The 14,420-nt window shown below is 55.6% G+C and carries 11 protein-coding genes; all 11 read left to right on the plus strand.

The genetic code is table 11. The annotated features are described in order from the left end of the window. Window positions 1-33: 33 nt before the first annotated feature. The 11 genes from murD to secA all read left to right on the plus strand — a co-directional run bounded on the left by murD (window position 34) and on the right by secA (window position 14,407). Entirely contained in the window at window positions 34-1,356 is a 1,323-nt protein-coding gene (gene murD / locus QWI16_RS11555) for a UDP-N-acetylmuramoyl-L-alanine--D-glutamate ligase (protein ID WP_302713293.1), read from the plus strand. Then, window positions 1,349-2,551: a putative lipid II flippase FtsW gene (ftsW, locus tag QWI16_RS11560; protein ID WP_302713295.1), complete on the plus strand. Its 1,203-nt coding sequence runs from the start codon at window positions 1,349-1,351 to the stop codon at window positions 2,549-2,551. The genes murD and ftsW overlap by 8 nt, the downstream gene beginning before the upstream one ends. After that, window positions 2,548-3,618 (plus strand): undecaprenyldiphospho-muramoylpentapeptide beta-N-acetylglucosaminyltransferase, encoded by a 1,071-nt coding sequence (gene murG / locus QWI16_RS11565; RefSeq protein ID WP_302713296.1) that lies wholly within the window; start codon window positions 2,548-2,550, stop codon window positions 3,616-3,618. The genes ftsW and murG overlap by 4 nt, the downstream gene beginning before the upstream one ends. After that, entirely contained in the window at window positions 3,611-5,038 is a 1,428-nt protein-coding gene (gene murC, locus QWI16_RS11570) for a UDP-N-acetylmuramate--L-alanine ligase (protein ID WP_302713298.1), read from the plus strand. The genes murG and murC overlap by 8 nt, the downstream gene beginning before the upstream one ends. A 32-nt stretch (window positions 5,039-5,070) precedes the next feature. Beyond that, window positions 5,071-5,985, plus strand: coding sequence for a D-alanine--D-alanine ligase (locus tag QWI16_RS11575; RefSeq protein WP_302713299.1), 915 nt, complete (start codon window positions 5,071-5,073; stop codon window positions 5,983-5,985). After that, a complete protein-coding gene (locus QWI16_RS11580) occupies window positions 5,985-6,803 on the plus strand; it encodes a cell division protein FtsQ/DivIB (RefSeq protein ID WP_302713301.1) in 819 nt (272 codons plus the stop codon). Before QWI16_RS11575 ends, QWI16_RS11580 begins: the two co-directional genes overlap by 1 nt. Before the next feature lie 45 nt (window positions 6,804-6,848). Then, window positions 6,849-8,084 (plus strand): cell division protein FtsA, encoded by a 1,236-nt coding sequence (ftsA, locus tag QWI16_RS11585; RefSeq protein WP_302713302.1) that lies wholly within the window; start codon window positions 6,849-6,851, stop codon window positions 8,082-8,084. A gap of 39 nt (window positions 8,085-8,123) precedes the next feature. Continuing rightward, complete coding sequence (gene ftsZ / locus QWI16_RS11590; protein ID WP_302713303.1) at window positions 8,124-9,281, plus strand: cell division protein FtsZ; 1,158 nt, start codon at window positions 8,124-8,126, stop codon at window positions 9,279-9,281. A 280-nt stretch (window positions 9,282-9,561) separates the two neighbouring features. Further along, on the plus strand, window positions 9,562-10,473 hold the full coding sequence (gene lpxC, locus QWI16_RS11595) for a UDP-3-O-acyl-N-acetylglucosamine deacetylase (RefSeq protein WP_302713305.1): 912 nt from the start codon (window positions 9,562-9,564) through the stop codon (window positions 10,471-10,473). Window positions 10,474-10,643: 170 nt separating this feature from the next. Then, the gene (locus QWI16_RS11600; RefSeq protein ID WP_302713307.1) at window positions 10,644-11,576 is read left to right on the plus strand and encodes a M23 family metallopeptidase; all 933 of its coding nucleotides are present in this window, start codon (window positions 10,644-10,646) and stop codon (window positions 11,574-11,576) included. A 95-nt stretch (window positions 11,577-11,671) separates the two neighbouring features. Further along, window positions 11,672-14,407: a preprotein translocase subunit SecA gene (gene secA / locus QWI16_RS11605; protein ID WP_302713309.1), complete on the plus strand. Its 2,736-nt coding sequence runs from the start codon at window positions 11,672-11,674 to the stop codon at window positions 14,405-14,407. The last annotated feature ends 13 nt before the right edge of the window (window positions 14,408-14,420 follow it).

Below are 14,420 nucleotides of genomic sequence, written 5' to 3' on the forward strand. Positions count from 1 at the left end.
GTAGCAGTGAGTCACTTGATTGCAACGAGCAAAATGAAAGCGATCGTTGGCACCGGGGTTTCCGGTCTGTCGGCTGCGCGCTTTTTGCAGCGCTGCAATGAACGTTTTGTGCTGTTTGATACCCGAGATCTTCCGCCAAATCGGGCGTTAATTGCGCAGGAATTTCCCGGCGTACACTGCGAGTTTGGCCAATGGGATCAGGCTTTGTTGAACAGCGCCGATGAAATTATCGTCAGTCCTGGTGTGCCCATCTCTATGCCAGCATTGGCAAAGGCCCGCGAAGCCGGCGTGCCCCTGGTGGGGGATGTCGAGGTGTTTTGTCGCCATGCCCGTGCACCGATTGTCGCCATCACTGGCTCCAACGGGAAAAGTACCGTCACTACGCTGGTGGGCAAAATGGCTGAGGCCGCCGGTCGGTGCGTTGCTGTTGGGGGTAATCTGGGCACCGCCGCACTCGATTTGCTCAATGAGAGTGTTGAACTCTATGTGCTGGAGCTATCGAGTTTTCAGCTAGAAACCGTCTCCAAGCTTGGGGCAGAGGTCGCCTGCGTACTGAATATCAGTCCAGACCATATGGACCGCTACGACAGCATGCCGGCATACCATGCGGCCAAACAGCGAATTTACTACGGTGCCAAAAAAGTTGTTGTCAACCGTACCGACCCACTGACGCAACCACCCTTGGCTGCGGATGTTGAGCGTGTCTCCTTTGGTGGCGTGGCCGATTTCAAAAATATGGGGACAGTGGATAAAGACGGCGAACTCTGGCTTGCAGAAGATCTGAAGCCTTTGATCCCCGCCAGTGAGTTGCGAATTGTCGGCCGTCACAATGTCGACAACGCTCTGGCCGCACTGGCTATTGGTAAGGCGGCAGGTTTGCCTATGATTGCGATGCTTGAGGCATTACGTGCATTTAGTGGCCTGCCGCATCGCTGCGAATGGGTTGCCGAGGTGGATGGTGTAGGTTATATCAACGATTCCAAGGGAACCAATGTGGGAGCGACCCTCGCGGCCATTGAAGGGCTCGCCCAAGCGCATGGAAAGCTGGTGTTGCTGCTCGGCGGTGTCGCCAAGGACGATAATTTCCGGCCATTGCTGGAGGCTCTTAAACGCCATGCTCGGGCGGCGGTCGTCTTTGGTCGCGACGCTGCCATTATTGAAAAGTCGCTCGCGGGTTACTCCGCACTTGAGCGAGAGGCAGGCTTGTTGCCCGCGCTGGCCAAGGCGCGCGAGCTGGCATATTCGGGCGACACGGTTTTGTTGAGCCCAGCGTGTGCCAGTTTTGATGAGTTTGATAACTACATGGCCCGCGGTGAGACCTTTAAACACTGGGTAAAGGAGGCCGCCAATGATTAAGTGGCAGCAACCCCTCAGTGCCGGTGTCCAGCCCGATTGGCCCCTGACCTGTCTTTGGCTGGCGCTCTTGTCTATCGGACTTGTGATGGTCGCGTCTGCTTCTGTGGCATTTGCTGGCGCCAATTACGGCGATAGTTGGTATTTCGCTAAGCGTCATCTTGTGTTTTTGCTGATGAGTTTTGCCGTGGCCAGTGTGGTTTTGACCTTGCCGACCGATGTTTGGCGTCGTTTAAGTGTGCCTTTGTTGTTGACGGCTGTGGCTTTGCTGGTTGTTGTATTGATTCCGGGTCTGGGGAAAAAAGTCAATGGCGCGCAGCGCTGGATTAACCTTGGCTTTTTTACCCTGCAGGTTTCCGAGGTGGCAAAGTTTGCCGTGATTGTCTTTTTTGCTCAGTACTTTTCTCTGCGCCCATCGGTTGCCGTCAGCAGCTGGCGAGAGTTCGGTAAGTTACTGGCGATACTGTCCTTGGTATTAGCCTTGCTGGTCTTGGAGCCCGATTTTGGTGGCACCGTGGTCATCGGGGCCACGGTGATTGCAATTATGTTTATTGCCGGGTTGAAGCTTAGATACTTTGTGCCTTTGGCGGTTGGGGGTGTTGGGCTCCTGGCGGCCCTTGCGGTCGCAAGCCCATATCGGCTCAAGCGCTTGGTCACCTTTATGGACCCATGGGCCGATCAATTTAATGCCGGTTACCAATTAACCCAATCGCTCATAGCTTTCGGGCGAGGCGAGTGGCTGGGCATGGGACTCGGAAACAGTGTTCAGAAGTTATTTTATCTTCCCGAGGCGCATACCGATTTTATTTTTGCGATTTTTGCCGAAGAGCTGGGGCTTTTGGGCGGCTTAGTGCTTCTTGGATTGTTTGCTGCGCTGATCCATCGAATTCTGGCGGTTTACCGTACCTGTCGTGCACGTGGTAATGCGTTTCTGACCTACGCGGTGTTTGCAATCGCGGTGCTGTTCAGCTTGCAGGTGTTTATTAACGTTGGCGTAGCCAGCGGGCTTTTGCCAACCAAAGGGCTGACGCTGCCCTTTATTAGCTACGGTGGCAACAGCTTGCTGGTCAGCTGTGCCCTGGTCGCCTTTGTATTGCGCGCTGATATGGAGATGCGCACCGCCCCCGAGCGACATACACCGGTGACCAACCCCTCGCGAGTGCACCGCGAAGGTTCCTTGGCCGGAGGTGCGGCATGAGTCGGGTGCTGATCATGGCGGGCGGAACCGGCGGCCACGTTTTCCCTGCGTTGGAGGTTGCCAAAGTAATGCGCGAGCGCGGCGTCGAGGTGCACTGGCTGGGAACCCAGCGAGGCATTGAGCATCGCCTAGTGCCGGCCCAGAGCATCACTATTGATTATATCCGCGTGGAAGGTGTGCGTGGCCGAGGCGCCGCGGGCATATTGAAAGCGCCGTTTTTGATTGCCCTGGCTGTACTGCAAGCGATCAATGTATTGCGACGCGTCAAGCCCGAGGTGGTGATCGGTTTTGGAGGTTTTGCCTCTGGTCCCGGCGGCTTGGCGGCAAAAATGATGGGCCTGCCGCTGGTTATCCATGAGCAAAATGCGGTGGCGGGTACGACTAATAAGCTCCTCTCCCGGTTGGCCAATCGCATTCTTACCGGTTTTGACGATGTATTTAACAATGGCCGTTGGGTGGGTAACCCGGTGCGGCAGGCGATTCGTCAGCTACCGGAACCTGCCCAGCGGTTTGCGGCAAGGGCTGATGAGCCTTTGCATCTTCTTGTGTTAGGTGGAAGTCTCGGGGCGTTAGCCATCAACGAGCTTGTGCCCCAGGCGCTTGGTCAGCTGAATGCGTCCGAGCGGCCTAAAGTACGGCACCAGTGCGGTGAAAAGCACGCTGAGGTTACGACTGCGAATTACCTCGCATCGCAAGTGGAGGCGAGCGTAGAGCCATTTATTGACAACATGTCTGAGGCCTATGGCTGGGCAGATATCGTGATTTGTCGCGCAGGTGCGCTGACCATTGCGGAGCTCGCTTGTGCGGGTGTCGGGGCCATTTTGATTCCGTTGCCAACAGCGATTGATGATCACCAGACGCATAACGCCGCGGTATTGGCCAGCGCTGGTGCGGCCATCAGTGTACCGCAAGGCGATTTGAGTGCTGAGCGCTTGGCCAAAGTGCTGCGCGAACGCCTGGCGAGTCGCAGTGCTTTGTTGCAAATGGCGGAAATTGCGCGACAAGCCTGCCGCGGTGATGCCGCTGCAAAAGTGGCAGACGAGATTGGGGAACTGATTCATGGATAAAGCAATACAGTATTACGAAGTTCCCGAGATGCGCCGTATCCGCCGGATACATTTTATAGGCATCGGTGGTGCTGGCATGAGCGGCATTGCCGAAGTGCTGCTGAACCAAGGTTATGATATCTCTGGCTCAGACTTGAAAGCATCGACGGTGACCCAGCGCCTCGTCGACAAGGGCGCGACGGTATTTGTTGGCCATAGCGCCGAGAATATTGCCCAGGCCGATGTGGTGGTCAACTCCAGCGCTGTGGATGAAACCAACCCGGAGATGAAGGCCGCACGTGATGCCAGGGTGCCTGTGGTGCGCCGGGCCGAAATGCTAGCGGAACTGATGCGGTACCGCCACGGCATTGCTGTGGCGGGCACTCACGGCAAAACGACCACTACCAGTTTGTTGGCCTCTGTGTTAGCTGCCGCCGACAGGCATCCCACGTTTATTATTGGCGGACTGGTCAACAGTGCCGGCAGTAATGCCCAGCTTGGACAAAGTCGTTACTTGGTGGCCGAAGCTGATGAGAGTGATGCTTCGTTTTTGCATCTGCAGCCGATGGTGGCCATCGTGACCAACATTGACGCGGATCATATGGACACCTATGAGGGTGATTTTTCTCGCCTGAAGCAAACCTTTGTTGAGTTCCTGCACAACTTACCCTTCTACGGTTTGGCTGTGGTGTGCGGAGACGATCCAGTGGTACAGGAGATTTTGCCCGAGGTGTCGCGCGCCGTGACGACATACGGATTTTCCGAGCACTGTGACCTGCGCGCTGAAAATATTCATCAGGAAAAGATGCACTCTGAGTTTGATGTCGTGCACAACGACAGTGACTTGCGCTTGAGAGTGCGCATTAACATTCCCGGCCAGCACAATATTCTAAATGCCTTGGCTGTGATCGCCGTGGCGCGTGACGAAGGTGTAAGCGACGAGGCTATTGTCAAAGGTCTGGCAAGTTTTGCCGGAGTTGGGCGGCGCTTTCAGGTGTATGGCAACTATCCGGTAGCAGGCGGCGAGGCCATGTTGGTGGACGACTACGGGCACCACCCCAGAGAGGTGGCCGCAACCATCAAAGCGATACGCGATGGCTGGCCCGAGCGCCGGCTGGTGATGGTATACCAGCCACATCGATACACTCGTACGCGCGATCTCTACGAAGATTTTGTCGATGTTTTATCGACAGTGGACGGGTTGGTGTTGCTTGAGGTCTACAGCGCTGGCGAAGAGCCAATCCCGGGTGCGGATGGCCGGCATTTGTGCCGCAGCATTCGGGCGCGAGGGCAGGTTGAGCCTATTTTTGTCGAGGGTATCGACGGCGTACCTGCAGTGGTGCGGGACTTGGTTCGCGCCGGCGATATCGTGATTACTCAGGGTGCTGGTAATGTCGGCGCCCTGGCCGCTGAGCTGGCAAAGCGTCAATTGGTGGAATAAATGAGCAAAGGTGGTTGCGGGTGAGTCAGGAAATGATTGCACAGTTTGGGCGCGTGGGCGTGCTTTATGGCGGGCAGTCGGCCGAGCGTGAAATCTCGCTGAAAAGCGGCGCCGCTGTTATGCGGGCGCTGGAAACACTCGGTATCGACTACGTCGGTATCGATATTGGGCGCGACAGTATTGGCGAGCTGCAAAAGGCCGGGCTGGACCGGGCCTTTATCGCTCTGCATGGGCCTGGCGGCGAGGATGGCCGTATCCAAGCTGTGTTGGAGTATTTGTGCATACCTTTTACCGGTTGCGACGTGCAGTCGTCTGCCATTGCGATGGATAAGTTGCGCACTAAACAATTGTGGCGTGGCATTGGTGTGCAGACCCCGGATTTTGAAGTCTTGACGCAAAACAGCGACTGGCCACGAGTGCTTGAGTCGTTGGGCGGCGAGGTTATGGTGAAGCCCGCGCATGAGGGCTCGAGTATCGGCATGGCCAGAGTGGCTACGAGTGCGGAGCTCGAAAGTGCCTATCGTAACGCTGCGGGGTTTGACTCGCTGGTCATTGCGGAGCGGCTGATTCGTGGGGCTGAGTACACCGTGGCGATCCTGGACGATGAAGCGCTGCCGGCCATTCGTCTGGAAACCGATCATCGGTTTTACGACTTTGAGGCCAAATATGTTGCCGGGGACACTCGCTATATCTGTCCTTGCGGGCTCGAGCCGGAGCGCGAGCAAATTCTGCGGCATCGCGCGCTTGAGGCCTTTAGAGCAATAGGCTGTCGTGGCTGGGGGCGCGTCGATGTTATGGCCAATGAGGCGGGCGAGTTTTTTATGCTCGAGGTCAATACCGTGCCCGGAATGACCAGTCATTCACTGGTGCCTATGGCAGCCAAGGCCAGTGGTTTGAGTTTTGAATCTTTAGTCTTGGCCATTTTAACGGAGAGCTTGCGTCGGTAATGCAAAAGCGCAGCCGGGCAAAAGGGTATCGCCAGGCGACGCCGAGAGGCGCCGCAAGGCCCGCTCAGCGATTTCAGTCGCTGCAAAAGGTCGCGCGTGCACTCAAGCAGGTCACGCTCCTGGGTGTGCTCGGCGCGGCTGGCGTTGCGATGTATCACTACGGCGGCATGGCCCTTTCGACGGTGATGCGTCACCCGGTCGAGGAAGTCAAAGTCGAGGGAAGTTTTGTACAGCTGTCGAGAGAAGAGGCAACCGCGCTGATCAGCAGGGCCATTGACCGGGAATTTGTCGAGCTTGATCTCACTGAGCTGAAGCGAGACATCGAACGGCACCCCTGGGTTGAGCGGGCCGTGGTTGCGCGCTCTCTGCCCAGTGCGCTTACTGTGACATTGATTGAGCAGGTGCCCATTGCTCGATGGGGCGAGGTCGGTTTTTTGAATCAGCGTGGCGAGGTTATCCATACGTCGCAAGCGAAAACGCTGGAGCATTTGCCGCAACTGATGGGTCGTGAGTCTGAATCGACGAAGATTATGCAGCAATATCAGGATTTATCGCGGGTGTTGCGCTCGCGCAGTCTGTCCATTACTCGGCTGTGGGTCGATCACCTGGGTACCTGGAGAATCGCCCTGGAAGGCGGCGCTGAGCTGACCCTGGGGAAAGATGAGTTGCCGGAGAAAATACAACGTTTTCTGTGGGTGTACGACGAGCACTTAATTCAGAACTTTGAGGCGGTCGCCCGGGTGGATTTGCGCTACGCCAACGGCCTCGCTGTGGCTTGGTCGGATGAATACGAAGTGAGCATCGAGAAGACGAGCTAAATGAAATTAAACACTTTGCAGGTTTGGGGATAAGAGGTCCAATCAATGGCGGGCTCTAATGACAACAAGATGATCGTAGGACTGGACATAGGCACCTCCAAGGTGGTGGCGATTGTCGGTGCCGTGAATCCGGAGGGAAATCTGGAAATTGTCGGTATCGGCTCTTGCCGCTCCAGCGGCCTAAAAAAAGGCGTGGTGGTGAATATCGAGTCTACGGTGCACTCCATTCAGCGCGCGGTTGAAGAGGCGGAGCTGATGGCCGGCTGTCAAATACACTCCGTCTACGCGGGTATTGCCGGCAGCCACATCCGCAGCCTCAACTCGCACGGCATAGTGGCGATTAAAGATCGAGAGGTGTTCACTCAGGATGTCGAGCGGGTAATTGACGCGGCCCAGGCGGTAGCGATACCGGCGGACCAGAAGATTCTGCACATACTGCCCCAGGAGTTTCTGATCGATGATCAGGAGGGAGTGAAGGAACCGCTGGGGATGAGTGGCGTTCGCCTTGAGGCCAAAGTGCATCTGGTGACCTGTGCGGTCAATGCGGCGCAGAACATCGAGAAATGTATCCGTCGCTGTGGGCTCGAGGTAGAGGACATTATTCTCGAGCAACTCGCTTCTAATTACTCGGTGTTGACCGATGATGAGCGCGAGCTGGGTGTGTGCATCGTGGATATCGGTGGCGGGACGACCGACATCGCTATTTTTACCGATGGGGCCATTCGGCACACAGGTGTAATTCCGATTGCCGGTGATCAGGTGACTAATGATATTGCTATGGCGCTGCGCACGCCGACGCAAAACGCCGAGGAAATAAAAATTAAATACGCCTGTGCGCTGGCCAAGCTCACAGGCCCGGATGAAACCATTAAGGTGCCAAGTGTCGGTGATCGGGCTTCGCGTAATCTCTCACGTCAGGCATTGGCCGAGGTGGTTGAGCCGCGCTATGACGAGCTTTTCACGCTCGTGCAAGCTGAAATTCGACGCAGTGGTTACGAGGATATGTTGCCGGCCGGCATTGTTTTGACCGGCGGCACGGCAAAAATGGAAGGTGTAGTGGAATTGGCTGAAGAGATTTTCCACATGCCCGTCAGGCTAGGAGCGCCACAGAATATTTCGGGGTTGTCTGACATTGTCAATAACCCGATTTACTCCACCGGTGTGGGGCTATTGCAATATGCCCTGAAACAACGTCAGGGCGATCATTACGCGACACCGGCCAGCGATGGTGAGCCCGGGTGGCTCGCCAGGCTGAAAAAAATGTTTCAAGGTGAATTTTGATTGTTAACTTTTTGATTTACGGACGAGAGGGGAAACGTCATGTTTGAGCTAGTAGACAGCATGCCACAAAATGCAGTAATCAAAGTGATCGGTGTCGGCGGCGGCGGTGGCAACGCCGTTAAACACATGATCTCCAACAATGTAGAAGGCGTGGAATTCATTTGCGCCAACACAGATGCTCAGGCCTTGAAAGATGTTGATGCGAGGGTTGCTTTGCAGCTCGGTAACAGCATGACCAAGGGCTTGGGTGCGGGTGCCAACCCTGAGGTGGGGCGCCATGCCGCCATGGAAGATCGCGAGCGCATAGCCGAGGTCCTCTCTGGGGCAGATATGGTCTTTATCGCTGCAGGTATGGGTGGCGGTACGGGAACTGGTGCCGCTCCGATTGTCGCGGAAGTCGCTCGGGACATGGACATTCTTACGGTTGCCGTTGTGACCAAGCCCTTTCCCTTTGAAGGGCGCAAGCGCATGCAGGTGGCCGATGCGGGTATCAAGGAGCTCCAGGAGCGCGTCGACTCCCTGATTACGATTCCCAACGAGAAGCTCTTGTCGGTATTGGGAAAAACCACCAGCCTGCTCGATGCCTTTAAAGCCGCCAACAGCGTGTTGCAGGGCGCTGTGCAGGGGATTGCCGACCTGATTATCCGCCCGGGTATGATCAACGTCGACTTTGCCGATGTACGCACTGTGATGTCGGAGATGGGTATGGCGATGATGGGTACCGCTCATGCGCGCGGTGAAAATCGCGCTCGAGAGGCCGCCGAAGCGGCGATTCGCAGTCCGCTGCTTGAAGACGTCAATTTGCAGGGCGCTCGCGGCATTCTGGTTAACATCACCGCCGGTATGGACCTGTCGCTGGGTGAGTACGGTGAAGTGGGTGAAACCATCGCCGAGTTCTCCTCCGACGATGCCACAATAGTGGTGGGAACCGTTATCGACCCCGAGTTGTCGGATGAGCTGCGCGTCACCGTTGTTGCCACCGGCCTGGGGGCCGCCGAGCAAATGGCCAAGGCCCCGACCAAAGTGGTGGTAGACAACACTCGCCGCTCTGATGGGCAGGTGGACTACGCGGCTCTGGATCGCCCCACCGTTATGCGTAACGGTTCGGGTGGTCAGGCAGCCGCTGCGGCACCCGCCGCAGACCGGGACATGGAGTATCTGGATATCCCGGCGTTTCTGCGCCGTCAGGCGGATTGATGCTGGCAGGTCCGGGTCACCCGCCGTGCGTGTCAGCGGTGGCGGGTCGGCCTGGCGCTGTTTTGGCTATTTGCACCAGAGTTGGGCGATAAACGCGCAATAACTGGTGGACTTCGCGTTTTTTTGCTATAGTCCGCCGTTTTATACAGCCGTATTTCGGGCGATGTCGCTGTGCCGTGCGTTCGCTGGGCCCATGAGGCCGTAGTGCTGGCAAATGAGAAGTCACGCCTGCCCAAAAAGATGTTTGTCCAAACCATCGATAGTAGAGCCAAATTCAACAATGATCAGACAGCGTACGCTTAAAAATGCCATTCGCGCCACCGGCGTCGGCCTGCACACCGGCCAAAAAGTCTATTTAACTCTTTTGCCAGCCGCCGTGGATACCGGCATTATTTTCCGTCGTGTGGATCTCGATCCTGTGGTGGAGATTGAGGCCAAGGCGGAAAATGTCGGTGACACCACCCTCTCAACCAGCTTGGTTAAGGATGACGTCAAGGTGTCGACTGTTGAGCATTTGCTCTCGGCGATGGCTGGCCTAGGTATTGATAACGCGATCGTTGAGGTCAGCGCGCCCGAAGTCCCCATTATGGACGGCAGCGCCGGGCCATTTGTGTTTTTGATCCAGTCCGCAGGCATTCAGGAGCAGGCTGCAGCGAAGAAGTTTATCCGTATCAAGCGACCAGTGACGGTCGAGGACGGTGATAAATCTGCCAGTTTTATTCCCTTTGACGGCTTTAAGGTGACCTTCTCAATCGAGTTTGATCACCCTGTGTTTCAAGGGCGCGCCCTTGAAACCTCAGTAGACTTCTCCAGCACCTCCTTTGTGAAAGAGGTCAGTCGTGCTCGGACCTTTGGTTTTATGCACGAAATCGAGTATTTGCGCTCCAAGGGGCTCGCAAAAGGTGGCAGCGTGGATAATGCCATTGTCGTGGATGAGTATCGGATTCTCAATGAAGACGGCCTGCGCTATGAGGATGAGTTTGTTAAGCACAAGGTATTAGACGCCATTGGCGACTTGTACTTGCTGGGCAACAGCCTGATTGGTGAATTTAAAGCGCATAAGTCAGGTCATGCGCTCAATAATAAGTCCCTGAGGCAGTTGATTGCCCAGCCGGACGCCTGGGAAGTGGTGACTTTCGACGACGAAACGGCTGCCCCTATCTCCTATATGAAGCCGCTACTGGCGGTTTAAAACGATAAAATTCAGGCCTGCAGATTGTACTCTGCGGGCCTTTTTACTATAGTTGGCGGAATTTCCTGCGATTTAGTCGCTATAAAAATTGAGTCTGGTTATACATTCAGACCTTAAAAATGCTAGTTAGTTAGCACTTATTAACGGGTGATTCAGCTAAAATTCGCGGTATGAAGATCATTCTGGTCAGCAAGCGTCACGGTCACGCGCGCAGCATTACGCTGGGCGGCTGGACCCGTGCGGTCTTGTCAGTGTGCATTCTCGGTCTGCCGGCTGTTGCCGGTGTGCTCGGGTATCACCTACTGGTAGCTCAAGCGGGCCATGAGATGTTCACCGCCGAATCGCGTCGGGCTTGGGAAGTCGCCCTTGCCGAACAAAAAGAGCAGGTAACCGAGAGCCGTAAGCGTGCACGGGCCGAGGTGGCGGCGCTGACCCTCAAAGTGGCTGAACTGCAGGCCAGGCTGGTGCGCCTGGATGCTTTGGGCGAGCGCCTGACTACCATCGCCAAGCTCGATTCCGGTGAATTTGACTTCAGCCAAAGTCCGGCAGTGGGTGGCCCCGAAGGCGATGCCTTGGGAGAGGCCTATTCTCCCCCTGACTTTCTTACCGCTATCGATGAGCTCTCCCGCCAGATTGAAAATCGTGAGCAGCAGCTCGAAACCCTAGATACCCTGCTGGTCAATCGCCGACTAAAAGAAGACATCTTCGTGGCCGGCCGACCGGTAGAAAAAGGTTGGATGTCATCCCGCTTCGGCCGACGAACGGACCCTTTTACGGGTAAGGTTGCCTGGCACGGCGGTGTAGACTTCGCAGGCAAGGACGGCTCCAATATCATAGCCGTAGCATCCGGGGTGGTAACTTGGTCGGGCGATCGCAGCGGCTACGGGCAGATGGTTGAAATCAGCCACGGTAATGGATTCAGCACTCGCTATGCCCACAACAAGGAAAACTCCGTCGATGTGGGCGATGTGGTAAAAAAAGGTCAGGTAATCGCCCTGATGGGCTCGACCGGCCGCTCGACGGGGCCGCACGTGCACTTCGAGGTGTACAAAAATGGCCGAGCGGTAGACCCCTCTTCGTACATTCATCGCACCCTGCGATAGTTCCTCTCCCTGACTTTCCGACTCTGTGAGTCTCCCGCAGCGTAGCTTGGCTTTGTTGCGGTTGCGTCTTTTGATGTTTTCTATGGATTAATACGATGTTAGGCAAGATTACCAAACTGGTTCTGGGTTCAAAAAACGATCGCGTTCTCAAAAGGATGCGCAAAACAGTCGCGCGCATTAACGCTCTCGAGGAGCAGCTACAGGCGCTTCCCGACGAACAGCTAGCGGCAAAGACCGCTGAGTTTCGCGAGCGCTACCAGGGCGGAGAAACACTGGATGCTCTGCTGCCGGAGGCCTTTGCTACTGTGCGCGAGGCCAGCCGGCGTACTTTAGGCATGCGTCATTTTGATGTTCAGTTGATCGGTGGTATGACCCTGCACGAAGGGTGTATTGCCGAAATGCGCACCGGTGAAGGTAAAACCCTGATGGCGACCCTGCCATGTTATCTGCGGGCAATCACCGGCCTGGGTGTTCATATCGTTACGGTCAACGATTACCTGGCCAGTCGTGATGCCGCCTGGATGCAGCCTCTATACGCCTTTCTCGGTATGACCGTAGGCGTCATTCAGTCAGGACAGGACCCTGCAAGTAAGCGCCAAGCCTACCAGGCCGATGTGACCTATGGCACCAACAATGAATACGGTTTTGACTACCTACGCGATAACATGGCCCTGTCGAAAGCAGACAAGGTGCAGCAGCCTCTGCATTTTGCCGTTGTCGATGAGGTTGACTCTATCTTAATTGACGAGGCGCGCACGCCTTTGATCATTTCCGGACCGACGCAAAACAGCTCGGAAATGTATCAGCGCATGAACAAGCTGATCGGCAGTCTGTCCCGTCAGAATGAGGGCGAGGACGATGGCGACTACTATGTCGATGAAAAGAGTCGCCAGGTGGAATTGACCGAGCAGGGTCACCAGCATGTGGAAGAGTTGTTAATTCAGTCGGGCTTGTTGTCCGATGAAGACAGCCTCTACTCCGCGGTAAACTTGAGCCTACTGCACCATGTGAATTCAGCGCTGCGTGCTCACGCGCTTTTTCATCGTGATGTCGAGTACATTGTGCAAAACAATGAGGTGGTGCTGATTGATGAGCATACCGGGCGCACCATGCCCGGGCGGCGCTTGTCAGAAGGCCTTCATCAGGCGATTGAGGCCAAAGAGGGCGTTCGCATTCAAAGCGAAAGCCAAACCTTGGCATCGACCACCTTTCAGAACTACTTCCGGCTCTATCCAACCCTGTCCGGTATGACGGGTACGGCGGATACCGAAGCGTTTGAGTTTCGCGAGATCTACAGCCTGGATGTGGTGGTAATCCCTACCAATCGGCCGACGCAGCGCGAGGACAAAAACGATCTGGTATACCTTTCCATCGAAGAAAAATTTGATGCGATTGTCCGGGATGTTGAAGAGTACCGAAGCAATAATGCTCCAATATTGGTGGGTACGGCCTCTATTGAAACATCCGAGGAGATGTCCAAACGCCTGAAAAAGGCCAAGATTCCCCATCAGGTTCTTAACGCTAAGTACCACGAAAAAGAGGCCGAAATTATTGCACAAGCAGGCCGCCCCGGTGCGGTGACCATCGCCACCAATATGGCCGGTCGCGGTACGGACATTGTGCTGGGTGGTAATTGGGAGGCCGAAGTCGCGCAGTTGGAGAATGCGACTCCCGAGCAGGTTGAGAAAATCAAAGCAGACTGGAAGCTACGTCATGAAACCGTTTTGCAAGCCGGTGGCTTGCATATTATCGGTACCGAGCGACATGAATCCCGCCGAATTGATAATCAGCTGCGCGGTCGCGCCGGTCGCCAGGGGGATCCGGGTGTGACCCGTTTTTACCTCTCCCTGGAAGATAACCTGATGCGGATTTTCGCCTCAGACCGCGTGCGTAACTTTATGCAGGCGCTCGGCATGGACAAAGGCGAGGCCATTGAGCATCGCATGGTAAATAATGCAATCGAGAAAGCTCAGCGCAAAGTTGAAGGGCGCAATTTCGATATCCGCAAACAGTTGCTTGAATTTGATGATGTGGCCAACGACCAGCGCCAGATCGTATATCATCAGCGCAATGAGTTACTTGAGGCGGAAGATATTTCTGAGACGATTACCAATGTGCGCGCGGATGTGGTGGATGATCTAGTCAGCGCTCATGTGCCGCCTCAGTCTATTGAAGAGCAGTGGGATATCACCGGCCTTGAAAAGCAAATCGAGGCAGATTTCGGGTTGAAGCTGCCTGTGCAGCAATGGCTCGATGAAGACGACAATCTGCACGAGGAGAGCTTGCGCGCGAAAATCCTGGCGGAAGTGCAGGGCGCCTATGACGCCAAGTGCGAGCGTATTGGCGGCTCTGTCGGTGATGCCAATGCCATGCGGGAAATCGAGCGGCAAATTATGCTGCAGGTTCTCGACAATGCCTGGAAAGAACAGTTGTCCAGCATGGATCATCTACGCCAAGGGATTAACCTGCGTTCCTATGCCCAGCGCAATCCAAAGCAGGAGTACAAGCGCGAGGCCTTCTATTTGTTCCAGGAAATGCTGCAAACGGTAAAACGCGAATCGATCAACCTTTTGGCGCGCGTGGAGCCTGTGACCCGCGAGCAAATGGAAGAAATGGAGCGCCGTCGTCGTGAAGTTGAAGAACGCTCGCGCCAGCAAATGCAGCTTCAGCACGAGCAGGCGTCTGCCATGGGCGAGCAGGCCCAAGCCCCAGAGCCGGGACAGCCAGGGGCCTCGCCCTACACTCGAGATGGCCGCAAGGTCGGACGCAACGATCCGTGCCCCTGTGGCTCGGGTAAAAAGTTCAAGCAGTGTCACGGGACGTTAAGTTAACAGAGAGCACAAA

The organism is Gilvimarinus algae (assembly GCF_030518215.1).
GTDB classification, from domain to species: Bacteria; Pseudomonadota; Gammaproteobacteria; order Pseudomonadales; family Cellvibrionaceae; genus Gilvimarinus; species Gilvimarinus algae.

Excerpts from the sequence above, each read along its gene's own strand:
- ftsW (WP_302713295.1), top strand. The coding sequence starts at position 1,349 with ATGATTAAGTGGCAGCAACCCCTCAGTGCCGGTGTCCAGCCCGATTGG.
- ftsZ (WP_302713303.1), top strand. The coding sequence starts at position 8,124 with ATGTTTGAGCTAGTAGACAGCATGCCACAAAATGCAGTAATCAAAGTG.
- secA (WP_302713309.1), top strand. The coding sequence starts at position 11,672 with ATGTTAGGCAAGATTACCAAACTGGTTCTGGGTTCAAAAAACGATCGC.
- murD (WP_302713293.1), top strand. The coding sequence starts at position 34 with ATGAAAGCGATCGTTGGCACCGGGGTTTCCGGTCTGTCGGCTGCGCGC.
- QWI16_RS11580 (WP_302713301.1), top strand. The coding sequence starts at position 5,985 with ATGCAAAAGCGCAGCCGGGCAAAAGGGTATCGCCAGGCGACGCCGAGA.
- QWI16_RS11600 (WP_302713307.1), top strand. The coding sequence starts at position 10,644 with ATGAAGATCATTCTGGTCAGCAAGCGTCACGGTCACGCGCGCAGCATT.
- ftsA (WP_302713302.1), top strand. The coding sequence starts at position 6,849 with ATGGCGGGCTCTAATGACAACAAGATGATCGTAGGACTGGACATAGGC.
- murC (WP_302713298.1), top strand. The coding sequence starts at position 3,611 with ATGGATAAAGCAATACAGTATTACGAAGTTCCCGAGATGCGCCGTATC.
- lpxC (WP_302713305.1), top strand. The coding sequence starts at position 9,562 with ATGATCAGACAGCGTACGCTTAAAAATGCCATTCGCGCCACCGGCGTC.
- murG (WP_302713296.1), top strand. The coding sequence starts at position 2,548 with ATGAGTCGGGTGCTGATCATGGCGGGCGGAACCGGCGGCCACGTTTTC.
- QWI16_RS11575 (WP_302713299.1), top strand. The coding sequence starts at position 5,071 with ATGATTGCACAGTTTGGGCGCGTGGGCGTGCTTTATGGCGGGCAGTCG.